The 22386-nt window shown below is 64.8% G+C and carries 23 protein-coding genes; 6 read left to right on the forward strand and 17 right to left on the reverse strand.

What is annotated here, in order from left to right; all coding sequences use genetic code 11:
• Positions 1-136 precede the first annotated feature (136 nt).
• The 3 genes from rpsU to ybiB form a co-directional block, all read right to left on the reverse strand.
• Positions 137-349 carry a 30S ribosomal protein S21 gene (rpsU, locus tag ACEN9F_RS14115; RefSeq protein WP_008451879.1) on the reverse strand — a complete coding sequence of 71 codons (213 nt, stop codon included), beginning with the start codon at positions 347-349 and terminating at the stop codon, positions 137-139.
• 192 nt (positions 350-541) lie between these two features.
• Complete coding sequence (locus ACEN9F_RS14120) at positions 542-1750, reverse strand: NAD(P)/FAD-dependent oxidoreductase (RefSeq protein ID WP_413420653.1); 1209 nt, start codon at positions 1748-1750, stop codon at positions 542-544.
• Between the two features lie 46 nt (positions 1751-1796).
• Entirely contained in the window at positions 1797-2786 is a 990-nt protein-coding gene (gene ybiB / locus ACEN9F_RS14125; RefSeq protein WP_413420654.1) for a DNA-binding protein YbiB, read from the reverse strand.
• 74 nt (positions 2787-2860) lie between these two features.
• Between ybiB and ACEN9F_RS14130 the strand changes: the two genes are divergently transcribed.
• The gene (locus ACEN9F_RS14130; protein WP_413420655.1) at positions 2861-3919 is read left to right on the forward strand and encodes a 3-deoxy-7-phosphoheptulonate synthase; all 1059 of its coding nucleotides are present in this window, start codon (positions 2861-2863) and stop codon (positions 3917-3919) included.
• A gap of 9 nt (positions 3920-3928) precedes the next feature.
• On the opposite strand, the gene ACEN9F_RS14135 is transcribed toward ACEN9F_RS14130, so the two are convergent.
• A complete protein-coding gene (locus tag ACEN9F_RS14135) occupies positions 3929-4243 on the reverse strand; it encodes a hypothetical protein (protein ID WP_413420656.1) in 315 nt (104 codons plus the stop codon).
• A gap of 199 nt (positions 4244-4442) precedes the next feature.
• On the opposite strand from ACEN9F_RS14135, the gene tsaD reads away from it, so the two are divergent.
• On the forward strand, positions 4443-5483 hold the full coding sequence (gene tsaD / locus ACEN9F_RS14140; RefSeq protein WP_413420657.1) for a tRNA (adenosine(37)-N6)-threonylcarbamoyltransferase complex transferase subunit TsaD: 1041 nt from the start codon (positions 4443-4445) through the stop codon (positions 5481-5483).
• Here the strand turns inward: tsaD and ACEN9F_RS14145 are convergent, their stop codons facing one another.
• Positions 5484-5669 carry a hypothetical protein gene (locus ACEN9F_RS14145; RefSeq protein ID WP_413420658.1) on the reverse strand — a complete coding sequence of 62 codons (186 nt, stop codon included), beginning with the start codon at positions 5667-5669 and terminating at the stop codon, positions 5484-5486. It abuts the gene before it with no gap.
• A gap of 166 nt (positions 5670-5835) precedes the next feature.
• On the reverse strand, positions 5836-6771 hold the full coding sequence (locus ACEN9F_RS14150) for a LysR family transcriptional regulator (protein ID WP_413420659.1): 936 nt from the start codon (positions 6769-6771) through the stop codon (positions 5836-5838).
• A 114-nt stretch (positions 6772-6885) separates the two neighbouring features.
• Between ACEN9F_RS14150 and ACEN9F_RS14155 the strand changes: the two genes are divergently transcribed.
• Positions 6886-7746 carry an oxidoreductase gene (locus ACEN9F_RS14155; RefSeq protein WP_413420660.1) on the forward strand — a complete coding sequence of 287 codons (861 nt, stop codon included), beginning with the start codon at positions 6886-6888 and terminating at the stop codon, positions 7744-7746.
• Positions 7747-7795: 49 nt separating this feature from the next.
• On the opposite strand, the gene ACEN9F_RS14160 is transcribed toward ACEN9F_RS14155, so the two are convergent.
• The 7 genes from ACEN9F_RS14160 to ybaK form a co-directional block, all read right to left on the reverse strand.
• Complete coding sequence (locus ACEN9F_RS14160) at positions 7796-9031, reverse strand: metal-dependent hydrolase (protein WP_413420661.1); 1236 nt, start codon at positions 9029-9031, stop codon at positions 7796-7798.
• A 4-nt stretch (positions 9032-9035) separates the two neighbouring features.
• A complete protein-coding gene (locus ACEN9F_RS14165) occupies positions 9036-9776 on the reverse strand; it encodes an AAA family ATPase (RefSeq protein WP_413420662.1) in 741 nt (246 codons plus the stop codon).
• 2 nt (positions 9777-9778) lie between these two features.
• On the reverse strand, positions 9779-10069 hold the full coding sequence (locus ACEN9F_RS14170; protein WP_413420663.1) for a DUF427 domain-containing protein: 291 nt from the start codon (positions 10067-10069) through the stop codon (positions 9779-9781).
• A 12-nt stretch (positions 10070-10081) separates the two neighbouring features.
• Positions 10082-11134 carry a diguanylate cyclase gene (locus tag ACEN9F_RS14175; RefSeq protein WP_413420664.1) on the reverse strand — a complete coding sequence of 351 codons (1053 nt, stop codon included), beginning with the start codon at positions 11132-11134 and terminating at the stop codon, positions 10082-10084.
• Positions 11135-11252: 118 nt separating this feature from the next.
• The gene (locus tag ACEN9F_RS14180) at positions 11253-11900 is read right to left on the reverse strand and encodes a DsbA family oxidoreductase (protein WP_413420665.1); all 648 of its coding nucleotides are present in this window, start codon (positions 11898-11900) and stop codon (positions 11253-11255) included.
• Positions 11900-12529: a glycerol-3-phosphate 1-O-acyltransferase PlsY gene (plsY, locus tag ACEN9F_RS14185; protein ID WP_413420666.1), complete on the reverse strand. Its 630-nt coding sequence runs from the start codon at positions 12527-12529 to the stop codon at positions 11900-11902. Before plsY ends, ACEN9F_RS14180 begins: the two co-directional genes overlap by 1 nt.
• 57 nt (positions 12530-12586) lie before the next feature.
• On the reverse strand, positions 12587-13078 hold the full coding sequence (gene ybaK, locus ACEN9F_RS14190) for a Cys-tRNA(Pro) deacylase (protein WP_413420667.1): 492 nt from the start codon (positions 13076-13078) through the stop codon (positions 12587-12589).
• Between the two features lie 47 nt (positions 13079-13125).
• Here ybaK and ACEN9F_RS14195 point away from each other — a divergent pair, with 47 nt between their 5' ends.
• A complete protein-coding gene (locus ACEN9F_RS14195) occupies positions 13126-14106 on the forward strand; it encodes an endonuclease/exonuclease/phosphatase family protein (protein ID WP_413420668.1) in 981 nt (326 codons plus the stop codon).
• A gap of 2 nt (positions 14107-14108) precedes the next feature.
• Here the strand turns inward: ACEN9F_RS14195 and ACEN9F_RS14200 are convergent, their stop codons facing one another.
• Positions 14109-15794 (reverse strand): putative bifunctional diguanylate cyclase/phosphodiesterase, encoded by a 1686-nt coding sequence (locus ACEN9F_RS14200; protein WP_413420669.1) that lies wholly within the window; start codon positions 15792-15794, stop codon positions 14109-14111.
• Positions 15795-16020: 226 nt separating this feature from the next.
• Between ACEN9F_RS14200 and ACEN9F_RS14205 the strand changes: the two genes are divergently transcribed.
• Together ACEN9F_RS14205 and ACEN9F_RS14210 are read left to right on the forward strand one after the other, a co-directional pair.
• Complete coding sequence (locus ACEN9F_RS14205) at positions 16021-17244, forward strand: efflux RND transporter periplasmic adaptor subunit (RefSeq protein ID WP_413420670.1); 1224 nt, start codon at positions 16021-16023, stop codon at positions 17242-17244.
• A gap of 3 nt (positions 17245-17247) precedes the next feature.
• On the forward strand, positions 17248-20370 hold the full coding sequence (locus ACEN9F_RS14210) for an efflux RND transporter permease subunit (RefSeq protein ID WP_413420671.1): 3123 nt from the start codon (positions 17248-17250) through the stop codon (positions 20368-20370).
• Positions 20371-20438: 68 nt separating this feature from the next.
• On the opposite strand, the gene ACEN9F_RS14215 is transcribed toward ACEN9F_RS14210, so the two are convergent.
• The 3 genes from ACEN9F_RS14215 to ACEN9F_RS14225 form a co-directional block, all read right to left on the reverse strand.
• On the reverse strand, positions 20439-20615 hold the full coding sequence (locus ACEN9F_RS14215) for a hypothetical protein (protein ID WP_413420672.1): 177 nt from the start codon (positions 20613-20615) through the stop codon (positions 20439-20441).
• Between the two features lie 71 nt (positions 20616-20686).
• Positions 20687-21592 (reverse strand): site-specific tyrosine recombinase XerD, encoded by a 906-nt coding sequence (gene xerD, locus ACEN9F_RS14220; protein ID WP_413420673.1) that lies wholly within the window; start codon positions 21590-21592, stop codon positions 20687-20689.
• The gene (locus ACEN9F_RS14225) at positions 21568-22119 is read right to left on the reverse strand and encodes a methylated-DNA--[protein]-cysteine S-methyltransferase (protein WP_413420674.1); all 552 of its coding nucleotides are present in this window, start codon (positions 22117-22119) and stop codon (positions 21568-21570) included. Before ACEN9F_RS14225 ends, xerD begins: the two co-directional genes overlap by 25 nt.
• Between the last annotated feature and the right edge of the window lie 267 nt (positions 22120-22386).

A 22386-nucleotide genomic window follows, 5' to 3' on the forward strand; every position in this document is an offset into this window, starting at 1 on the left:
ATTTCTCTCAGAAAATTAGTGGAGTAAAAATGCGAAAACCCGCCGCGGCGAACCGGAGCGGGTGTTCTCTAGATGCAGCAAGATACAACCCGCGGCGTATGCGCCATGCTGCCGGGTTGGGTCTGCGTAAGCAGTCTTAGAAGAGTTTTTTCGGCAGCTGTTGGCTGCGGATGCGCTTGTAGTGACGCTTTACGGCAGCTGCCAGCTTGCGCTTGCGCTCAGCCGTTGGCTTTTCGTAGAACTCGCGTGCGCGCAGTTCGGTCAGCAGACCGGTTTTTTCGATGGTGCGTTTGAAGCGACGCATTGCGACTTCGAACGGCTCGTTTTCTTTAAGGCGAATAGTGGTCATGTAAAAATTCAAACCGTTGAGGTTATAGGGAGAAAGAGACTATAGCAGCTTTTGCCGGAAAATGGAAGATGCCCGACCATCAGGATGGCCTGTTGAGCGGCTTTCATGGCAAAAACAACGCGGCGTATTAGACAATCTTTCAACAAACTCAACGATTGCACAGGCGCCGCTACAGCAAGGACAGCCATTATATCAGACTGCCTGGCCCGCGGCCACGCCGGATGCCCACGCCCACTGGAAATTGTAGCCGCCCAGCCAGCCGGTGACGTCGACCGCCTCGCCGATGAAGTACAGGCCCGGCACCTTGGCGACCATCATGCTCTGCTGCGACAGCTCGCGGGTATCGACACCGCCGCGCGTGACTTCGGCCTTTTTGTAGCCTTCGGAGCCGTTCGGCGTGATGGTCCACTGGTTGACCGCCGCGCCCAGCTTGCGCAATTGCGCGTCCTGCATGTCGGCCAGGCGCGCGTCCAGTTCGAAACCGTGCGCCAGCAGCAAGCCTTCCGCCAGGCGCGCCGGCAGCCACTGCGACAGCACATTGCCCAGCTGCTTCTTGATCGTGCCCTTGCCTTCGATCAGCGTCTGCGCCAGGTCCAGCTCCGGCAGCAGGTTGATGACGATAGGCGTGCCCGGCGTCCAGTACGAGGAAATCTGCAGGATGGCCGGGCCCGACAGGCCGCGGTGGGTGAACAGCAAATCCTCGCGGAAACGGCCGCCGGTCGGGTTGCGGCCCTTGAGGGAGCCGGTCTCGACGTCGACTTCCAGCGCGATGCCGGCCATTTCCACGAACGGCGCCCATTGCTGCGGGTCGAAGGTCAGCGGCACCAGCGCCGGGCGCGGTTCGACCATGCGCAGCTCGAATTGCCTGGCGATGCGGTAGCCGAAGTCGGTCGCGCCGATCTTCGGGATGGACAGGCCGCCGGTGGCGATCACCACGGCGTCGGCCTCGATCTCGCCGTTGTCGGTCTGCAGCACGAAGCCGCCGTCGGCGCCCTGCTCCAGGCTCTCGACCTTGCACGGCATGCGCCAGTGCACGTCGCCGCCGGCGCATTCGTCCTTGAGCATGTCGATGATCTGTTCGGCCGAGTCGTCGCAGAACAGCTGGCCGCGATGTTTCTCGTGGTAGCCGATGCGGTGCTTCTTGACCAGCGCGACGAAATCGGCCGCCGTGTAGCGCGACAGCGCGCTCTTGCAGAAGTGCGGATTCTCGGACAGGAAGTTGGCCGGTCCGGCGTTGATATTGGTGAAGTTGCAGCGGCCGCCGCCGGAGATGCGGATTTTCTCTGCCAGCTTGGTGGCGTGGTCGATCAGCACCACGCGCTTGCCGCGCTGCGCCGCCGTTGCCGCACACATCATGCCGGCCGCGCCCGCGCCGATTACCGCTACATCAAACTTTGCCATATCAAATCCAATCGTCCAAAGGCGTATTGTACTTGAAGGGCCCGCCTTACTCGATGGGTTCGCTGACCCGCTGGCGCGATTGCAGGGTGCGCGACACCAGCAGACACTGCGCCACCTGCTCGGCGATCGACGGCGGCACCGGCACCTCGCCCTTCAGCACGGAGGCGATCCAGGCCGCCGTGGTGACCGCATCCTTGTCCTCCGGCAGCAGCGGCAATTCGCCGACCTGGGTCTGCTTCGGCACCAGCGTCGTGCGCAGGCCGCCGTGGAACCAGTCGATCTGCTGCGCCTTGTTGGCGTTGGCCACGGTCTCGCCCTCGGTGCCGCGCATCAGGAAGGCGTCGCCGCGCTCGTGCAGCGCCGCCGTGGTGAAGTATTCGCCCAGCATTTCCAGGTATTCCGGGTGGGTGTAGGACACCAGCCGCAGCGCCGGCCCGGCGAACGGCTGCATGATCTTGACCAGCGTGTGGGTGGAGTTGCGCACGCCCAGCCGGCGCCGCAGCGACAGCATATAGGCCAGCTTGGGCGCCAGCGCGTCGATGGTGATGAAGGCCGGGCGCCCCTGCGCCAGCGCCTCCTCCGCCTCGGCGCGGTGGCTGGCGGCGGTCACGCCCAGCGCCTCGAACACCTCGGCCGTGGCCACCCGACCCAGGTCGCGGGAGACGCCGTGCACCAGCACCGGCACGCCCTCGCGCGCCAGCAGCATGGCCAGCAGCGGCGTCAGGTTGGCCATCTTGCGGGCGCCGTTGTAGGTCGGGATCACGACCGGCGCGAACTGTCCCGGCGGCGCGGTCAGCGGCTCGAAAGCGGCTTCGGCCGCATCGAGGAAGCCGGCGATCTCCTCCACGGACTCGCCTTTGATGCGCATGGACAACAGCACGCCGCCCATTTCCAGGTCGGAAACGCGGCCATCCAGCATGGCTTGGTACAGGTCGTGGGCGTCGTCGCGGCTCATGCTGCGGGCGCCGTTCTTGCCGCGGCCGATTTCCTTGATGAGCCGGGCGGCCAGGAATGGTTCAGTGTTCGATGTCGTCATGGCAGCAAGCTTAAACCACTAAGCCGCATTTCGGCTACACTATCTCTCCCCCGAAATAAATATCGTAGAGAATCATGATCTCCCCAGACATCGAAAATATCAACGTCACCTCGTTTGCGCCGATGCCGTCGCCGGAAGCCTTGCACAGCAAGCTGCCGCTGACCGACAGCGCATCCGACACCGTGATGAAGGGCCGCGAAGCCCTGCGCAACATCATCGACCGCCAGGACAAGCGCCTGTTCGTGGTCGTCGGTCCATGCTCGATCCACGATCCGGTGGCCGGCCTGGATTACGCGCGCCGCCTGAAGGCGCTGCAAGCCGAAGTGGCCGACACCATGCTGCTGGTGATGCGCGTGTATTTCGAAAAGCCGCGCACCACCACCGGCTGGAAGGGCTATATCAACGATCCGGACATGGACGACTCCTTCCGCGTCAACGTCGGCATGGAAAAGGCGCGCCAGTTCCTGCTGGACGTCTGCGAACTGGGTCTGCCGACCGCGACCGAGGCGCTGGATCCGATCTCGCCGCAATACCTGGGCGACTTGATCGCCTGGACCGCCATCGGCGCCCGCACCACGGAATCGCAGACCCACCGCGAGATGTCGTCCGGCTTATCCACGCCGGTGGGCTTCAAGAACGGCACCGACGGCGACATCAGCATCGCCATCAACGCCATCCTGTCGTCGGCGCATCCGCACTCCTTCCTGGGCATCAACGCGCAGGGCAATGTGGCGATCGTGCGCACGCGCGGCAACGCCTACGGCCACGTGGTGCTGCGCGGCGGCGACGGCCGTCCCAATTATGATTCGGTATCGATCGCGATCGCCGAGCAGGCGCTGGCCAAGGCCAAGCTGCCGGCCAACCTGGTGGTCGACTGCTCGCACGCCAACAGCTACAAGAAGCCGGAACTGCAACCGTTGGTGATGGCCGACGTGATCCACCAAATCGTCCAGGGCAACAAGTCGCTGGTCGGCGTGATGATCGAATCGAACATCGTCGGCGGCAACCAGAAGATCCCGGCGGACCTGAGCGAGCTGAAGTACGGCTGCTCCGTGACCGACGGCTGCATCGACTGGGAAACCACCGAGCAGATGCTGCGCGACGCGCACAAGCAACTGCAACAGCGCCCGTAACCCCGCTGTTTAACCGAAGGCCATCACGCGCGTGGCCACGCCAAACGCCCCCGCCAGCGCCGCTTCGGCCTTGCTGGCAGGGGCGCTCAGTTCCTCCAGGTCCAGGTAGACCTTGAAGTTTTCCACCTTCACCGAATACTTGCGCGCGTTGCTGCAGCGCGGGTCGACGCCGCTGCTCTCCAGCACCGCATACACGCTTTCCTCATCCGTGCGGAATAGCGCCACGCCCGGCAATTCCTGCCAGGCCAGGCCGCGCGGCACCAGACGCGCGCCGTCCAGAGGCACGTCCTTGAGTTTGCAGATCTGCTTCCATTGTCCAGACATCGCGACCTCCTGCTATCGACTTCATGGCGTTGTCTAAGCAAAAGCGATGCCACGCGCCCGCAGGGGCAAGGCCTGTGCAAATCCTGACCGAATGGCAAAATTTCGCACTTTGCCAGTGCGGGCCGGACCCGCGCTGGTGCATGCCGGAGCGCACTTTCCTTTACAATGGCGGATTCCCCTTTCACTTTGTGCTTCTTTCATGATCGTTCTCGGCGTCGAATCCTCCTGTGACGAAACCGGCCTTGCGCTGTACGACACGCAACACGGCCTGCTTTCCCACGCCCTGTATTCGCAAGTGGCGATGCACGAAGAGTACGGCGGCGTGGTGCCGGAACTGGCCTCGCGCGACCACATCCGCCGCGCCATTCCGCTGCTGACGCAGACGCTGGAAGGCGCCGGCAAGACGCTGGCCGACATCGACGCCATCGCCTACACCCAAGGTCCCGGCCTGGCTGGCGCGCTGCTGGTCGGCTCCTCCGTGGCCTGCAGCCTGGGTCTGGCGCTGGACAAGCCGGTGCTGGGCGTCCACCACTTGGAAGGCCATCTGCTGTCGCCCCTGCTGGCTTCGCAGCCGCCGGAGTTTCCCTTCATCGCCCTGCTGGTCTCGGGCGGCCACACCCAGCTGATGCGGGTGGACGGCGTCGGCCAGTACACGCTGCTGGGCGAAACGCTGGACGACGCCGCCGGCGAAGCCTTCGACAAGTCGGCCAAGCTGCTGGGCCTGGGCTACCCGGGCGGTCCGGCGATTTCGCGCCTGGCCGAGTTCGGCGATCCGCTGGCGTACAAGCTGCCGCGCCCGATGCTGCATACCAAGGATTTCAATTTCAGCTTCTCCGGCCTGAAAACGGCGGTGCTGACGGTGGTGAAGAACCACGAGGAAAAAGTGATCGCGAATATCTGCGAGCAGGACAAGGCCAACATCGCGCGCGGCTTCGTCGACGCGATTGTCGAGGTGCTGACGGCCAAATGCGTGTCCGCGCTCAAGCATACGGGCCTGAAGCGGCTGGTGATCGCCGGCGGCGTGGGTGCGAACGCCCAACTGCGCGCCTCGCTGAACGAGGCGGCAGCCAAGAAGAAGTTCAAGGTCTATTACCCGGAACTGGAATTCTGCACCGACAACGGCGCGATGATCGCCTTCGCCGGCGCCATGCGCTTGATGATCAACCCGCAAGCGGCGAAAAAGGACTATTCGTTCAATGTGCGGCCGCGCTGGCCGCTGGACGAGATCAAGGTCGTGTAATTAGCCCTGGGCGAAAGCCATCGACGCCAGCACGGCCAGGCCGACCAACGGGATCAGGTATTTCGCCTTGCCCTTGCCCAGGCTGACGCCACGGGCGGCAATGCGCTCGCTGCGCAAGCGGTGTTCGTCGGCCGGCGATTCGTGTGCCACCGTGTTCTTTACTTTTTGTTCAGTTGCGGTATTCATAACAGCCTCCATGTTTGTCGATCATCTTCCTTTCTGGAGGGCAATGCAATTGTCGTGCCAACCAAATAAGCATAAATTTGCCTATACAGCTTGATTCTAGGCGCTTTTGTGGTGAAGACGCCACACGATACGGCCGGGAAAGCACCATCACCGGGCACGCCGCCCGCTATCTGCCCTTGGAGGCATTGACGGCCCGCCGTTGGGCCTGAAGCCGCAGCGGCGCCCGCTCCGAGACGAAATCGATGAAATGCCGCACCCGCATCGGCATCTGCGTACGTTGCTGGTAGTACATGAAAACGCCGTTGTTGGCGGTGAGCGTATTGGTCAGCAAGGGTACCAGCGCGCCGCTGGCCAGCTCCCGCTCGATCATGAATACCGGCATCTGGCCGATGCCGACGCCGTTCAGCACCGCCGTCAACTCCCCCTCCACTGTATTGAAACTGGCGACGGCCGGCGCGTCCAGGTAGACGGTGGCACCGTCCACATGCAGTTCCCACGGCATCAGGCGGCCGGTATTCGGCTGGCGGAAGCCGGTGCAGCGATGCTCGGCCAGGTCCGCCACCTTCTTCGGCGTGCCATGCCGGTCCAGGTAGGCCGGCGCGGCGCAGGTCAGCAGCGTGATCTCGCCCAGCTTGCGCGAGATCAGGTTGCGCTCGGGCGGACTGCCGGCACGGAAGCCGACATCGATCTTGCTCTCCACCAAGTCTGTGAAGTGGTCGTCCAGCTGGATATCGAAATGCGCGCCGGGGTAGCGCTCCTGGAATTCACGCAGCAGCGGCACGATGATGGAGTTGCCGATCGACATGGGCGCGGCAACGCGGATCAGGCCGTCCACCTCCAGCCGGCTGTTCTGGATCTGGTCCAGCGCCTCGTCCAGCAGGCGCAGTCCGGGGTTGGCCAGCTCGAACAGGCGCGTGCCTTCGTCCGTCAGGCTCAGGCTGCGGGTGGTGCGGTGGAACAGGCGCACGCCCAGGTGATCCTCCAACTGCCGCACCGCCTTGCTGACCGCTTGCGGCGTCAGGCCGGCATCGACCGCCGCCTGGCTGAAGCTCCTGGCGCGCACCACGCCGATGAACAAACTGATGACCCGGGCTTTATCCATGTTTTCATTTACAACTATAAGGTGAAAATCAAACAGCTTTCCTATGGCTAGTGTAACAGGTAACGGCGGCCTAAACTTGCGTCTACCAACTCACCCAACCTCAAGGAAACGATCATGACTGGCACTGCACAAAAAGTATGGTTCATCACCGGCGCATCGCGTGGCTTCGGCGTGCTGACCGCTCAAAAAGCGCTCGAACGCGGCGATTTCGTGGTCGCCACCGCCCGCGATCCCAACACCGTCATCGCCGCGCTGGGCGAACATCCAAACCTGCTGGCCCTGCGCCTGGACGTCAAGCTGGAAGCCCAGGCCATCACCGCGGCACAACAGGCGGTGGCGCGCTTCGGCCGCATCGACGTCCTGGTCAACAACGCCGGCTACGGCCTGCTGGGCGCGGTGGAGGAAGCCAACGCCGAGGAAGTGCGGGCGCTGTACGAGACCAATGTCTTCGGCCTGCTCAACGTCACCCGCGCCGTGCTGCCGGCGATGCGCAAGCAAGGCGGCGGCCATATCATGAACATCTCGTCGGTCGGCGGCTACTCGGCCTACGCCGGCTGGGGCGTGTACGGCTCGACCAAGTTTGCCGTCGAGGGACTGAGCGAGGCGATGTCGATGGAACTGGCGCCGCTGGGCATCGACGTGACGGTGGTGGAACCGGGCTTCTTCCGCACCGACTTCCTCGACGCCTCGTCGCTGGTGGCCACCCGCGACCGCATCGAGGATTACGCCGCCACCGTCGGCGCCATGCGCGAGTTTGCCGACGGAGCCAATCACCAGCAGCCGGGCGATCCGCTCAAGCTGGCCGGCGCCCTGCTGCAACTGGCCGACAGCGAACAGCCGCCGGTGCGCCTGCAACTGGGCTCGGATACGGTGGAACGCGTGCGCGCCAAAAACCTGTTCGTCGAAAAAGAGATGAGCGAGTGGCTGGAGCTGGCCGTGTCGACCGACCACACGGCGCTGAAGCAAGCTGCTTAAGGTTACTCGGCATGGACTCCCGCGCAGGCGGGAATCCATACAGAGCATGCTACGGTTGCGGCGACAGCAGGTCCGCGCGCGGGTAGCCCCAGCGCGGCACGCCGTCCGGGCACTTCATGGCTTGCGCAAAATGCAGCGTCGTGAAGTTGCCGCGCGGCGTGGCGGCGAAGCGGTAGTCGGATAACTCGTGGGCCGCCGTATCCAGCTTCGGCACCCGGGAGAAGCGCAGCCAGGCATCCACATCGCAACGCCCGGCCTTCAAGGCCCGCAGCTGCCGCAAGCTGGCCTCGGCCATATCGAACTGCCGCACGCCGGTGGACAGCGCCACCGAAGGCAGCCGCTCCACCAGGCCCGCAGGGCAAGCCAGCGGCGCCAGCCAGTCCGGCGCGATGCTGGCCACGCCGCGCCGCAGGCGATAGCGGTCCGCCGCCTCGTTGCTCTCCACGCTGACATAAGCCCAGCACAAAGGCTGCGACGGAAACGCCGTCATCGACACATCCAGCACGCGCGATGAAGCATCCGCCTGCTGCAAAACAGCGATGATCTGCGCGCGCCCCACATGCGAAGCATAGCCCTGCAACGCGATAAATCCCACGCCGACGCCCAGCGCCAGCAGCAACCCCGCCATGCCACGCAAGCCGGCGCGCCATTGCACCGCGCCGCACACCGCGGCGATCAGCAGCAAGCCCGCAAACGAAGGCCAACCCAGATAGCCTTTCGACGCAAACGCCACCAGCGCCGCCAGCAGGCACGCCAGGCCCGCCATGCGCAGCGAGCGCCAGCGCATGATCAGCGCCATCGGCACGCCGATCGCCACCCAGAACAGCGGCTCGATGATGAACACCATGTCGCCATAGAACCAGCGCCCATCGAGCGGATACCAGGGATGGATGCCATACGAATTGGTGAAGTCCATCAGCAGGTGCAGCGCGAAGCCGACGCCGACGCTGAGCGCCAGCCCAAGCCGCGCCGGCCCGCTGGCCTTGAGCAGCGCCCGCGCCGACGGCCAGCATAGCCACAGCAAGGCCGCCAGCAGCAAAGCCTGCGGCAAGGCCCACAACACCGTATGCGTATGCCCGCGATGATTGAGCAGATAGCCCAGAGGATCGGGCAGCAGCTTGGTCAGGAACAGGTCGAGATCGGGGAAGTTGCTGGCCAGCGCGCAGGACACCAGCAACAGCCGGTGCCGCACGCGCTGCGCGCCATCATCCGCCTCGTCAGGCAAGCTGCGATGTACCAGTTCGCCGACGCCGAAACCGATGATGCTGTGGGTGATATTGTCCATGGACCTATTCGGATTTGAGCAGCTGTTCCAGCCGTCGTGGGTAGTGATTCAGGAAGTCGCGCGTGATGGCGAAGTGCTCGGTGTCTTCATAGGCCACCTCGGAAATGCCGCTGCCGTCGAACTGCAGGATCTTGGCGTTCGGATAGGCCAGCAGGATGGGCGAATGGGTGGCGATGATGAACTGCGAGTCCTGCTCGACCAGTTGATGGATCGCGCTCAGCGCCGCCAGTTGGCGGTTCGGCGACAGCGCCGCTTCAGGTTCGTCCAGCAGGTACAGGCCCCTGCCCTTGAACTTGTGCAGCAAGGCCGCCATGAAAGCCTCGCCGTGCGACCGGGCATGCAGCGAGCCGCCGCCGTAACTGTCCAGATACTCCGATGGCATCGTGTCCATGTAGGTCGCGACGTTGTGAAAGCTCTCGGCGCGGAAGAAGTAGCCGTCGCGCGGCGTCTTGTAGCTGCGGGACAGCTTGAGCGACTCGTGCAAAGGCGCCGCCTCGCTCGCGGTGTTGAGCCGCACGCTCTTGGTGCCGCCTTCCATGCTGAAGCCCAGCGCCAGCGCGATCGCCTCCAGCATGGTCGACTTGCCGGCGCCATTCTCGCCGATGAAGAAAGTCACGTCCGCGTGAAAGCTGATCGACGCCAGCCCGCGTATCGACGGCACATTGTAGGGATGGCGCTCGAAGTCGATATGATCGCCAAACTGCGCCGTGATCCGTTGCAGATAGGGCTTGGCCAGCAGGCCCATTCCTAGCGCTGCACGTCCACGCCGCGCCAGAAGGCGACGTGGTCCTTGATCTGCGCGGCCTTCTCGGACGGCTCAGGGTAATACCAGGCCGCGTTCTCGTTGACCTTGCCGTTCACGCTGACACTGTAATAGCTGGCCAGGCCCTTCCACGGGCAGCGCGAGGTGTGCGCGCTGGGCTGCAGATATTCCCGCTTCACGCTGGACGGCGGGAAGTAGACATTGTTTTCGACGATTTCAACTTCATCGTCGCTCGCTTGCGCGATGACGACGCCGTTCCAGCTGGCGGTAGGCATGACAAAATCCTTTCAGGGGGAGCCGCACTCCACGCGATTGCGGCCGGCGTGCTTGGCGCGGTACAGGGCGGCGTCGGCCTGGCGCAGCAGGCTCTCGGCGTCGGCGATTTCCATATGGTCGAAGGAACCGACGCCGATGCTGGCGGTCACCGACAGCTGGCGCGGACCGGCGTAGTGCAGCTGCGCCTCCAGCTTGGCGCGCAGCGTCTCGGCGAACTTGCCGGCGCCCTCTAGCGGCGTGTTCGGCAGGATCACGCACAGTTCCTCGCCGCCGTAGCGGCCCGGCACGTCGATCACGCGCACGCTCTCGCGCAGCAGGCGGCCGACATTGGCCAGCACCTGGTCGCCGACCGCGTGGCCGTGATCGTCGTTGATCTGCTTGAAGCGGTCCAGGTCGATCATCACCGCCGACAGCGGCGAGCGGAAACGCTTGGCGCGCGCCGTCTCGAATTTCAAGCGGTGCAGCAGCGAGCGGCGGTTGTGCAGGCCGGTCAGCTCGTCGGTGGTGGCCAGCATCTCCAGCTCGCGCACCGTGGCCGACAGCGTCTTTTCGTTGGCGCGCAGTTCGATCAGCGCCATCACCTGGCGCGCCAGCCTGGCCAGCGTGGCGCGCTGCGCGGTGCTCAGGACGCCCGGCCTGGTGTCCATCACGCACAGCGTGCCGATGGCGAAGCCGTCGGACGAGGTCAGCGCCACGCTGCTGTACATGCGCATATGCGGTTCGCCGACGGTCAACGCCATGTGGGCGGTGCGGAAGTCCTGCGTCAGGTCGGGGATCTCGGTGGCGGCCTCGCCCAGCACGGCCAGCGAGCAGTAGCTCTCGCCGCGCGGCAGTTCGCCCATCCGCATGCCGGCGCAGGACTTGATCCACACCCGTTCGGCGTCGACCAGCGAAATGAAAGCGTAGGGAACCTCGCAGATCTTCGCCGCCAGTTCGGTCAGGAAGCTGAAGTCTTCGCAGGCGGGGGTGTCGAGGATGTGGTAGCGATGCAGCGCGGCCAGCCGGAACTGGTCTGCCTGCGGACGGGCGGTGGTCAGCGTATGTACTTTTTCTGCGGCCAGCATGGGCCTCCCTGTTGTAGCGACGTAGGCGCGGGTCATGAATGTGGTGCTACCCGGCCAGTTTATCGCAAAACAGGGGCGGCGGGAGCAACCGCCCCCGCCGATGATGGCATTTTTTTATTTATCCTTTGGCCATAATCTCGCGCAGCGCTTTTTCAAACACCTCGGCCGGCTGGCCGCCGGAAATCAGGTGGCGCTCGTTGACGATCACGGCCGGCACCGAGTTGATGCCGTGGCGCTGGAAGAACTGCTCGCGCTCGCGCACCTCGTCGGCGTACTGGTTCGACTGCAGCACATGCTGGGCGCCGTCGGTGTCCAGGCCCACCTCGCCGGCCACGCGCAGCAGCACCGCGTGCGAGCTCGGATCGTCGCCCAGCGTGAAGTAGGCCGCGAACAGGGCTTCCTTCAGTTCCCGCTGCTTGCCCTCGGCCTCGGCCCAGTGCAGCAGGCGGTGGGCGTCGAAGGTGTTGTAGATGCGGCTGCGCTTGCCCATCGCGAAATCGAAGCCGACTTCGGCGCCGCGCGCGCGTATCATCTCGCGCGCCTGCTCCTGCTGGGCGGCCGACGAGCCGTATTTTTCGGCCAGGTGCTCGCCGATGTCCTGGCCTTCCGGCCCCATGTTCGGATTCAGCTCGAAGGGCTGGAAATGCAGCGCCACCTCGGCCTCGCCGCCGATGGCCGTCAGCGCTTTTTGCAGCGACTTCAGGCCGATCGCGCACCACGGGCAGGAAACGTCGGAGACAAAATCGATTTTGACAGGCGTAGCCATTATTTCCCTTTCTTTTTAACCGCGTCTTTGCTCTTGCTGCCGATGCGGCTTTCCTTGCCGGCGATCAGGTTGGAGATATTCTTGCTGTGACGGAAAGCCAACAGCGCGCTCATCGCGAACACGGCCAGCAGCTGCGGCTCCATGCCGAACAATAAACCATAATAGAACGGCGCGAACAAGGCCGCCACCAGCGCCGCCAGCGACGAGTAGCGGAACGCGAACGCCACCGCCAGCCAGGTCACCAGGGTGGCCAGGCCCAGCCATGGATCCAGGCCGAGCAGCACGCCCAGCGCGGTCGCCACCCCCTTGCCGCCGACAAAGCGGAAGAATACCGGCCACAGGTGGCCCAGGAAGACCGCGATCGCCACCAGCGCGATGGTGGCGTCGCCGATGTTGAGCTGCGACTGGAAATGGATCGCCAGCCACACCGCCAGCCAGCCCTTGGCGCCGTCGCCGATCAGGGTGACGATGGCCGCCGCTTTATTTCCGCTACGCAACACATTGGTGGCGCCGGGATTTTTCGAGCCGTAGGTACGGGGATCGGCGATGCCGAACAACTTGCTGGTAATCACGGCAAACGAGATCGAGCCGAGCAGATAGGCGGCGACGGTCATCCAAACTGTATTCATTATTTCCTCAAAGTAGTGTCATGCCCTTGGGGGCAGACGAATATACACTGTCGCGTCTCACTCGGCCAGAGCGCAGTGCACCGGCCTGGCGTTCAGCAGTTCGACCAGCACCTGCGGCTTGATGCCGACCAGATAGCCCTTCCTGCCGCCATTGATATAAATCGTTTCCAGCGCAAGGATGCTATCCTCGACGTATACCGGCATCGCTTTGCGGGTGCCGAACGGCGAGGTGCCGCCGATCTGGTAGCCGCTGTGGCGCGTGGCCACCTCGGGTTTGCACGGTTCGACCGACTTGCAGCCGATGCCGCGCGCAAGATTCTTGGTCGAGACCTTGCAATCGCCGTGCATCAGCACAATTAAAGGTTTGGCGGCTTCGTCCTGCATCACCAGGGTCTTGACCACGTGATGTTCGTCGACGCCCAGCTCGCGCGAGGACACGCTGGTGCCGCCGTGGTCCTCGTAGTCGTAGGGATGCTCGGAAAACGCCACCTTGTGCTTGCGCAGCAGCTGGGTGGCCGGAGTTTCGGAGATGTGCTCTTTTTTCGCCATGCGTGATACGCTGCTTGTGAAGTAGGTTCTATCAGGAGTTTCTCATTATGCAGCAGGAAATTCGCTTTGCCACTTTCAATGTTTGCAATCTTTCCCAGCCTGGGGCGAAATTGTACGACAATCTGTCGCCGCTCACCGAGGCGGAGTACGAAGCGAAGGTCGCCTGGACCGCGCAGCAGCTGGACCAGCTGGACGCCGACGTCATCGGCCTGCAGGAAATCTTCTCGATGGCGGCGCTGCGCGACGTGCTGGCCCGCAGCCGGCGCTACCGCGAGGCCGAGCTGGCCGGCTTCGACCCGCCGCCCGACCCGGTCACCGGCGACAGCCGCATGACGCCGCAGGTGGCGCTGGTCTCGCGCCTGCCGCTGGCCGCGCCGGCCGCCGCCTACCTGCTGTTCCCGGAAGGCGTGACCTTGCCGGCCGGCAGCCGCGACGCCGACCGCTTCGCCCGCGCGCCGCTGCATGCGCAGGTGGTGCTGCCGGACCAAAGCATCGTCGACGTCATCGTGATCCACCTGAAGTCCAAGCGCCCCGACTACCGCAGCGGCGACAGCGGCGACGACGCCATGCTGTACGCCCAGGCCAACCTGCGCTCGCTGATCCGGCGCGGCACCGAGGCGGTGGCGCTGCGCGCCCTGCTCAGCGACATGGACCGCGCCGGCCGCCGCCCGCGCGTGGTGCTGGGCGACTTCAACGACACCGCCGACGCCGTCACCACCAACATCGTCATGGGCTCCGGCGCGGCCGGCGTCGAGGGCGAGGAGCTGAGCGGCCGCATGTTCGACTGCAACCAGATCCAGCTGGGCCGCGACCGCCTGCGCAACGTCGGCTACACCAGCATCCACGAGGGCCACTACATGACCATCGACCACGTGCTGGTGTCCGAGGAATTCAATCCGGCCTCGCGCTGCGCGGTCGGCGAGGTGCTGGACGTGACCTACCTGAACGACCACCTGCTGCAGGACAAGCCGGAGGCGTCGGACCACGGCCAGGTGCTGGTGCGGCTGCGCCTGTACGGCGCGCGCTAGCGTCACGCCCCGTCCAGCAGGCCGTTCAGCCCGTCGAGCCGGCCATCCTGCATCGCGTAGCGGCCCTGGTACTGGTCGCAGCCGTGCTGCCGCAGGAACAGCAGCTGATGCTCGGTCTCCACCCCCTCGGCCAGCACCGTCAGGCCCAGGCTGTGCGCCATCGCGATGATGGCGACCACCGGTGCGCCGTCGCCGTCGAGGATGCCGTAGACAAAGCTGTGGTCGATCTTCAGCTTGTCGACCGGGTACTCGCGCAGATGGCCGACGCGGGTATAGCCGGTGCCGAAATCGTCGATCGTCAGCCGCACGCCCAGCGCCCGCAGCGCCGCCAGCCGGGCATGGGCGATCGCGCTGTGCTTCATGATCGCCGCCTCGGTCAGCTCCAGTTCCAGCAGCGCCGGCGGCAGGCCGGACGCCGCCAGCGCCGCCTGCACGCTGTCGGCCAGGTCGCGCTGCAGGAACTGCGTCTGCGACAGGTTGACCGCGACCACCAGCGGCTGGCCGGCCTCGCGCCAGCGCTGCGCCTCGCGGCAGGCCTGCTCCAGCACCCAGCGGCCGATCGGCACCATCAGGCCGCTGTCCTCGGCCACGCCGATGAAGCGCTCCGGCCGCAGCAGGCCCAGCGACGGATGGCGCCAGCGTATCAGCGCCTCGGCCGCCAACGGCCGGCCGCTGTCGATATCGATCTGCGCCTCGTACTCCAGCACGAACTGCTGTTCCGCCAGCGCGCGCCGCAGCTCGTTTTCAAACGCCACCCGCTCGACGATCTGCGCGTTCATCTCCGGGCTGAAGAACTGGTAGCTGTTGCGCCCGCTCTCCTTGGCGTGGTACATGGCCAGGTCGGCGTTCTTCATCAGCGTGTCGATATCGGCGCCGTCGCCGGGGAAGATGCTGACGCCGATCGAGGTCGTGATATGCAGCCGGTGCGGCTCCAGCACGAACTCCTGCTCGAAGGCCTGCAGGATGGTGGCCGCCACATGGGCGGCCTGGTCGATGCCGCCGATGTCGGCCAGGATGATGACGAACTCGTCGCCGCCCTGGCGGCTGACGGTGTCGACGCTGCGCACGCACTTGACCAGCCGCGCCGCCACTTCCTTGAGCAGCAGGTCGCCGATGTGATGGCCCAGCGTGTCGTTGATGTTCTTGAAGCGGTCCAGGTCGAGGAACAGGATGGCCAGCATGCTGCCGCGGCGGCGCGCCGCCGCCAGCGCCAGGCTCATGCGGTCCAATAGCAGCACGCGGTTGGGCAGGTCGGTCAGGAAGTCGTGCTCGGCCAGGTGGCGGGTGCGCGCCTCGGAGCGGCGGCGGTCGCTGACGCCGCGCATCAGCGCCAGCGACAGCAGCAGCTGGTCCATGCGGCGGGTCGAGATGTCGCGGATCACCGCGCACAGCGTGTCCGGCGCCATCGACGTCAGCAGCACGTCGCCCCAGAACTGGCGGCCGCCGCCGCCCACCCAGCACCATTCGAAGCGGTGGTTGCCGTCGCTGTGGGCGCGCGCCGCCATGCCGGCCAGCGTCGGCGCCGACGCCGTGCCCTCGGCCTGCTGCAGCGGCGAGAAGTCGGCCAGGCGCCGGCCCTGCATCTGCGCCAGGTCCTCGCAGCCGAACAGCGCCAGCCCGGCCGGATTCACATCGACGATCAACTCCTGCCGGGTGAAGATGACGGCGTCGCTGGTCTTTTGGAACATGTCACTGAAATCGGCAAGCACGGGGTGCCTCTCTGGCTGGACGCCCTCTCAGGCCTGCCCCATTCTTGCCCTCCGGGTAAAACCGCCATTGACTTGGCTCAAATGCATTCGATCCCGGCTTTCTGCATTTCAGTCGTGTTTTTGCACAGCTCATCGCATTGAGGTGGCCGCCGCCCTTGAAAATGCCTAAAGTGACAACATGCGCCAACCTCACCAGAAGAACGATATGAAACTTGAAACCTTGCCACCTTCCTTCCAGCCTACCGCGCGCAGCAAGCGCTGGCGCGCGCCGGTAGCCGTCCTGATCGTGATCGGCCTGGCCGGCGGCGGCTGGACCGTGCTGCACAAGAAGGAGGCGCCGCCGCCGGCGCAGGCGGCGCAAGGCGACAAGAAAGACAAGAAGGAAGTCTTCGAGCTGTCCAGCGGCGACATCGCGGCGGTCGGAGCACGATCATTGGCGGTCAGCTTGCCCTTATCCGGCTCGCTGGCGCCCCTGAGTTCGGCCACCATCAAGTCCAAGGTCTCGGGCGTGGTGGAGGCCACCACTCTGCAGGAAGGCATGGCCGTCAGCGCCGGCCAGGTGCTGGCCCGCATCGACCAGGCCGACCTGCGCGCGCGCCTGCAACAGCAGCAGGCGATGCTGGACGAAGCCCAGGCCAAGCTGGCGATGGCCAGCAAGAACGAGGGCAACAGCCAGACCCTGCTCAAGCAGAAATACATTTCGCAAAACGCCTACGACTCGACCCAGAACACGGTCGACCTGGCGCGCGCCAACGTCAAGTCGGCGGCGGCGATGGTGGAGATCGCCCGCATCGCCCTCAACGACGGCGTGATCAAGGCGCCGATCAGCGGCGTGGTCAGCAAGCGCCACGTGCAGGCCGGCGAGAAGCTGGCGCCGGACATGCCGGTCTACAGCATCGTCAACCTGTCGGAACTGACCCTGGAGGCGCAGGTGCCGGCCTCGGAAATCCCGCGCGTGAAGGTCGGCCAGGACGTCAAGTTCAGGGTCGACGGCTTCCAGCAGCGCGACTTCCACGGCAAGGTGGCGCGCATCAACCCGGCCACGGAAGTGGGCTCGCGCGCGATGCTGGTCTATATCTCGGTCAAGAACGACGACAGCGCGCTGCGCGCCGGCATGTTCGCCAAGGGCAGCATCGTCACCGACCGCTCGGCCGTGGCGCCCATCGTGCCGCTGGCGGCGCTGCGCACCACCGACGGCCAGCAGGTGGTCTACAAGATCGAACAGGGCAAGGTGATCGCCCAGCCGGTCAAGCTGGGCCTGCGCAACGACGACGAAGGCTATGTCGAAGTGACCGACGGCCTGGATGCCGGCGCCAACGTCATCGTCTCCAAGCTGGGCAGCGTCAAGCCCGGCAGCCAGGTCAAGCTGCCCGCCAATGTGGCCACCCCGGCCCAGCCGCCGAAGTCCGCCATGCTGGCGAAAGGCTAAATCATGTGGATCACTAAAACCAGTATTCAGAACCCGGTCTTCGCCACCATGGTGATGGTGGCGCTGGTGGTGCTGGGCCTGTTCTCCTACCGGGGACTGGGCCTGGAGGCCATGCCCAACGTCGACATTCCCGGCGCGCTGATCGAGGTGCAGTATCCGGGCGCCTCGCCGGAGGCGGTGGAGAACGACATCACGCGCCCGATCGAGGACGTGGTCAACACCGTCAGCGGCATCAAGACCTTGCGCGCCAACTCGTGGGAAGGCCGGGCCGGCGTCTACATCGACTTCGAGCTGTCGACCAATATGGACAAGGCCATGCAGGACCTGCGCGACAAGGTGGCCCAGGTGCGCCCGCGCTTCCCCAAGGAAGCCAAGGATCCGTTCATCGTCCGCTTCGAGGGCGAGAACAGCCGCCCGATCGCGCAGATCGCCCTGACCGCCAGCGACCACACGCTGCGCGAACTGTCGACCATGGCCGACCAGGTGATCGGCAAGCGCTTCCAGGGCGTGGCCGGGGTCGGCCAGGTGCGGCTGAACGGCACCACCTCGCGCCAGATCCTGATCAGCCTGCGCCCCAACGATTTGACCGCGCAGGCGGTCGGCGTCGATGAGGTGATCGCCGCCATCCAGGCCACCAACACCAACCTGCCGGCCGGCTCGCTGGCGTTCGGCGCCACCGAGCAGCTGGTGCGGGTCGAGGGCAAGATGAAGGATGCGCGCGCGTTCAACAAGATCATCGTCGCCCGCCGCGCCAACGGCCCGGTGTACCTGGAACAGGTGGCGACCGTGATCGACGGCGCCCAGGAAGAACTGTCGATCTCGCGCCTGAACGGCAAGCGCGCGGTGTCGATCGACATCACCAAGGTGCAGGACGCCAACGTGGTCGAAGTGGGCAAGCGCATCCAGAAGGTGGCGGCGGACCTGCAAAAGACGCTGCCGTCCGATATCACGCTGACCATCCTGAACGACGAATCGGTCAAGGTGCAAAGCCAGCTCGACAACGTGAAGGAAACCATCATCGAAGGCGCGGTGCTGACGATGATCATCGTGTTCTTCTTCCTGCACTCGTGGCGCTCGACCATCATCACCGGCCTGACGCTGCCGATCGCGGTGATGGCCAGCTTCATCGCCATGAAGGCCTTCGGCTTCACGCTGAACTTCCTGACCCTGATGGCGCTGTCGCTGTGCATCGGCCTGCTGATCGACGACGCCATCGTGGTGCGCGAGAACATCGTGCGCCACCTGGGCATGGGCAAGCGCCATCGCAAGGCAGCCGAGGACGGCACCAACGAGATCGGCCTGGCCGTGATGGCCACCACCTTCGCGATCGTCGCCGTGTTCGTGCCGGTGGCCTTCATGCAGGGCATCATCGGCCGCTTCTTCCTGCAGTTCGGCATCACCGTCGCGGTGGCCGTGCTGGTGTCGCTGTTCGTCAGCTTCACGCTCGACCCGATGCTGTCGTCGGTGTGGCCGGACCCGGTCAAGGACCGCTTCAAGTACGTGCCGTGGCTGGGCCGCTTCATGCACTGGCTGGAGGGCGGCGTCGAGTGGCTGCACAGGGTCTACGGCAAGGTGCTGGGCGTGGCCCTGCGCTGGCGCAAGCTGACCCTGGCGGGCGCGTTCGCGCTGTTCGCCGGCAGCCTGTTCCTGGTGCCGATGATCGGCGGCGAGATGATGCCGGAGCAGGACAACGGCTGGGTCAACCTGCTGATGAAGACCCCGGTCGGCTCCAGCCTGGAATATACCGACAACAAGGTGCAGCAGGTCGAGGCGGCGCTCAAGGCCTTCCCCGAGATCGCCAGCGTGGTGGCGGTGGTCGGCACCCAGGACGGCCGCAACACGGCGCAGATCGACATGAAGCTGCTGGACCGCAAGCTGCACCATCGGCGCTCGCAGAAGGAGATGGAGGCGGCGATCCGCGAACGGCTGGGCAAGATCGCCGGCATCACCTTGACGGTGGGCTGGAAGCCGATCTTCATCGCCATCCTCGGCACCGACGAGGGCAAGCTGGACGACGTGGCGCACCGCCTGATGGACAAGATGCGCAAGATCAAGGGCGTCGCCGACCTGGAGTACAGCCAGGAGGGCGCCAACCCGTCGACCAACGTCAAGATCAACAACGAGCTGGCCAGCGACCTGGGCCTGACGACGCAGCAGATCGGCATCGCGCTGCGGCCGTTCGTGGCGGGCGACACCACCAGCCACTTCCTGGCGGACGACGGCCAGAACTACGACGTCAACGTGCAGCTGCCGAAGTCGGGCCGCCAGAAGATCGCCGACCTGGCCGACCTGTCGCTGGCCTCCAGCAAGCTGGGCCCGGACGGCCGTCCGGTGATGGTGCCGCTGCGCCAGGTGGTGGAGTTCGTGCCGGGCTTCAGCCCGCAGGTGCTGAAGCGCCAGGCGCTGCAGCGCCGGGTGGCGGTGTACGCCGGCGTCGAAGGCCGTCCGGGCGGCGACGTCGACAGCGACGTCAAGAAGGCCATGAAGGAAATCGACCTGCCGGCCGGCGTGCGCTTCGATGTCGGCGGCAACGCCCAGGACATGGAGGAAAGCATGGGCTCGGCCATGATCGCGCTGGGCATCGCGGTGATCTTCATCTACCTGGTGCTGGCCTCGCAGTTCGGCAGCTTCCTGCAGCCGGTGGCGATCATGATGTCCCTGCCGCTGTCGCTGATCGGCGTGCTGGTGGCGCTGCTGGCGACCGGCAGCACCCTGAACATCTTCTCGGTGATCGGCTTCATCATGCTGATGGGCCTGGTGACCAAGAACGCGATCTTGCTGGTGGACTTCACCAACCATGCGCAGAAGGAAGGCCTGAGCCAGTTCGACGCCATCATGAGCGCCGGCCAGGTGCGGCTGCGTCCCATCGTGATGACCACGCTGGCGATGGTGTTCGGCATGCTGCCGATGGCGATCGGCATGGGGGACGGCGGCGAGACGCAGGCGCCGATGGGCCGCGCGGTGATCGGCGGGGTGATCACCTCGACCCTGCTGACCCTGGTGGTGGTGCCGGTGGCCTACACCTACCTCGACAGCCTCGGCAAGCGCTGCGCCCGCTTCTTCAAGGGCAAGCACGATGTGGACGAGCACCTGCACGAGGTCAAGCAGGAAGCCGAGGTGGCGTAAAACAAAAAAACCGGGCAGATGCAGCGCCCGGTTTTTTCATTTCTGAAATGTCGGATCTGACCCCGGTATTATTCTTTGGCTGCGTCGTCGCCGGCGGCTTCGCCGTCGTCGTCGTCCAGCTCGCCCGGCTCAGCCAGGCCGGGATTCTGCTTCAGCTCGGCCTTGCGGCGGGCTTTTTCCTCAGCTTTTTTCTTCTTTTCCAACTCACGCTGCCGTTTTTCGTACGCGAAGTTTGTCTTTGCCATTTGCTACCTCTTCTTTATCCGGTTCGATTACCTGGTCACATTATGACGCAGTTAGGGCCGGCGCAAGTTTTTCACCCTCTCGGATGGTGTTGCGCATGCAAATGCTTGAGGCGCTCGCGCGCCACATGGGTGTAAATCTGGGTGGTCGAGATATCCGAATGACCAAGCAAAAGCTGCACCACCCGCAGGTCGGCGCCGTGGTTCAGCAGGTGGGTGGCGAACGCGTGGCGCAGCGTATGCGGCGACAGCGGCGCCGTGATGCCAGCCTTCAAGGCATGCTTTTTAATCAACACCCAGAACATCTGCCGCGTCATCGCCCCGCCCCGCCCCGTGACGAACAGCGCATCGTCCTGCTGGCCGTTCAGGATCACGCCACGCGCCTCTTTCAGGTAGCGTTCGATCCAGATGCGGGCCTGCTGGCCGAACGGCACCAGGCGCGTTTTAGCGCCCTTGCCGGTGATGCGCAGCACGCCGTCGTTCAGGCTCAGCTCCAGCAGCTTGAGCGCCACCAGCTCGGACACCCGCAGGCCGCTGGCGTACATCAGCTCCAACATGGTGCGTTCCCGCAGGCCCAACGGCGTGTTGACGTCGGGCGCGCCCAGCAAGGCCTCCACTTGAATTTCGCTCAAGGTGTGGACGAAGCGCTGCGGCTGCCTGGCCGACACCAGCTTGAGGCTGGGGTCGTCCGTGATGCGGCGCTGGCGCAGCAGCATCTGGTAGAAGCGCTTGATCACCGACAGCCGCCGGTTGGACGAGGTGGCCTTGCCGCTGTCGTTGTGGCGGGCCGCGATATAACCCTGGATGTCGTGCGTGGCCACGGCGCCCAGGCCGCCGACGCCGGGCCGCATCGTCTCCAGCCAGGCGGCGAACAGCCGCATGTCGCGCCGGTAGGCGTCCAGCGTGTTCTTTGACAGCCCGTCCTCCAGCCACAGGCTGTCGCAGAACTCGTCGATCAGAGCAGTGTTGTCTGTTGCCATGCGTACTCGCTTGAACCTTCATGCGCCAGCAGCCAGCGCTTCACGCCCAGCAGGTAGCCGTTGGGATCGTCGCTGTTGGCGAAGCCGCCCAGGCCGGTCGACGACGTCACCCGGTGGCAGGGTATCACCACCGGGAACCAGTTGGCGCCGCAGGCCTGGCCGACCGCGCGCGGCGCCGAACCGATGTGTCTGGCCAGCTCGCCGTAGGTGCGCACGCTGCCGCGCGGGATCGAGCTGATCGCGTCCCACACCGTGTGCTGGAAGTCGGTGCCGGCGCGCTTGAGCGGCAGCGCGAACCTGAAGTCGGCGTCCTCGCAATACTGCGCCAGCTGATGGGCCGCCAGTTCGGCCGTCGCGTCCTGTGGCGCTTTCGCATCAAAATGGGGCGGCAGATAGCACAGTTCGGTGACCAGGCCGGCCGCCGTGCGCACGCCGAGCTTTCCGAATGGCAATTCCAAGATGGCTGAAAAGATTTCACTGCCCTGTTGTATTCTCGTCACAGTTTCCGCACCAAAAAAGTACTTCATTTATGTGCTAACGCACCAACTTGTTGCATGCATGCCACAACCAAACAAACGCAAAAAACCGCCATGGCCGCATTGTAAATGCCAACGGCAAAAAAAAACGCACCGTTAGGTGCGTTTTCAAATCCTGCTTCACGTTCCCGGTCGTTTGCCTGTCCCCGTAGCGCGCTTGTGGCGGCCTTCAGCGACTATAACAACGACATTCTGTAAAACGTGTGTCTCCTCGATCTATCGGCGGTATGGATTACCGTTCTATATACACTCCCCACT

The sequence above is a fragment of the Duganella sp. CT11-25 genome (assembly GCF_047302815.1).
Classification (GTDB): Bacteria; Pseudomonadota; Gammaproteobacteria; order Burkholderiales; family Burkholderiaceae_D; genus Rugamonas.

What these genes read in the sequence shown, in the direction of transcription:
- rpsU (WP_008451879.1), bottom strand. Translation starts at nt 349, where the DNA reads ATGACCACTATTCGCCTTAAAGAAAACGAGCCGTTCGAAGTCGCAATG.
- ACEN9F_RS14120 (WP_413420653.1), bottom strand. Translation starts at nt 1,750, where the DNA reads ATGGCAAAGTTTGATGTAGCGGTAATCGGCGCGGGCGCGGCCGGCATG.
- ybiB (WP_413420654.1), bottom strand. Translation starts at nt 2,786, where the DNA reads ATGACGACATCGAACACTGAACCATTCCTGGCCGCCCGGCTCATCAAG.
- ACEN9F_RS14130 (WP_413420655.1), top strand. Translation starts at nt 2,861, where the DNA reads ATGATCTCCCCAGACATCGAAAATATCAACGTCACCTCGTTTGCGCCG.
- ACEN9F_RS14135 (WP_413420656.1), bottom strand. Translation starts at nt 4,243, where the DNA reads ATGTCTGGACAATGGAAGCAGATCTGCAAACTCAAGGACGTGCCTCTG.
- tsaD (WP_413420657.1), top strand. Translation starts at nt 4,443, where the DNA reads ATGATCGTTCTCGGCGTCGAATCCTCCTGTGACGAAACCGGCCTTGCG.
- ACEN9F_RS14145 (WP_413420658.1), bottom strand. Translation starts at nt 5,669, where the DNA reads ATGAATACCGCAACTGAACAAAAAGTAAAGAACACGGTGGCACACGAA.
- ACEN9F_RS14150 (WP_413420659.1), bottom strand. Translation starts at nt 6,771, where the DNA reads ATGGATAAAGCCCGGGTCATCAGTTTGTTCATCGGCGTGGTGCGCGCC.
- ACEN9F_RS14155 (WP_413420660.1), top strand. Translation starts at nt 6,886, where the DNA reads ATGACTGGCACTGCACAAAAAGTATGGTTCATCACCGGCGCATCGCGT.
- ACEN9F_RS14160 (WP_413420661.1), bottom strand. Translation starts at nt 9,031, where the DNA reads ATGGACAATATCACCCACAGCATCATCGGTTTCGGCGTCGGCGAACTG.
- ACEN9F_RS14165 (WP_413420662.1), bottom strand. Translation starts at nt 9,776, where the DNA reads ATGGGCCTGCTGGCCAAGCCCTATCTGCAACGGATCACGGCGCAGTTT.
- ACEN9F_RS14170 (WP_413420663.1), bottom strand. Translation starts at nt 10,069, where the DNA reads ATGCCTACCGCCAGCTGGAACGGCGTCGTCATCGCGCAAGCGAGCGAC.
- ACEN9F_RS14175 (WP_413420664.1), bottom strand. Translation starts at nt 11,134, where the DNA reads ATGCTGGCCGCAGAAAAAGTACATACGCTGACCACCGCCCGTCCGCAG.
- ACEN9F_RS14180 (WP_413420665.1), bottom strand. Translation starts at nt 11,900, where the DNA reads ATGGCTACGCCTGTCAAAATCGATTTTGTCTCCGACGTTTCCTGCCCG.
- plsY (WP_413420666.1), bottom strand. Translation starts at nt 12,529, where the DNA reads ATGAATACAGTTTGGATGACCGTCGCCGCCTATCTGCTCGGCTCGATC.
- ybaK (WP_413420667.1), bottom strand. Translation starts at nt 13,078, where the DNA reads ATGGCGAAAAAAGAGCACATCTCCGAAACTCCGGCCACCCAGCTGCTG.
- ACEN9F_RS14195 (WP_413420668.1), top strand. Translation starts at nt 13,126, where the DNA reads ATGCAGCAGGAAATTCGCTTTGCCACTTTCAATGTTTGCAATCTTTCC.
- ACEN9F_RS14200 (WP_413420669.1), bottom strand. Translation starts at nt 15,794, where the DNA reads ATGTTCCAAAAGACCAGCGACGCCGTCATCTTCACCCGGCAGGAGTTG.
- ACEN9F_RS14205 (WP_413420670.1), top strand. Translation starts at nt 16,021, where the DNA reads ATGAAACTTGAAACCTTGCCACCTTCCTTCCAGCCTACCGCGCGCAGC.
- ACEN9F_RS14210 (WP_413420671.1), top strand. Translation starts at nt 17,248, where the DNA reads ATGTGGATCACTAAAACCAGTATTCAGAACCCGGTCTTCGCCACCATG.
- ACEN9F_RS14215 (WP_413420672.1), bottom strand. Translation starts at nt 20,615, where the DNA reads ATGGCAAAGACAAACTTCGCGTACGAAAAACGGCAGCGTGAGTTGGAA.
- xerD (WP_413420673.1), bottom strand. Translation starts at nt 21,592, where the DNA reads ATGGCAACAGACAACACTGCTCTGATCGACGAGTTCTGCGACAGCCTG.
- ACEN9F_RS14225 (WP_413420674.1), bottom strand. Translation starts at nt 22,119, where the DNA reads ATGAAGTACTTTTTTGGTGCGGAAACTGTGACGAGAATACAACAGGGC.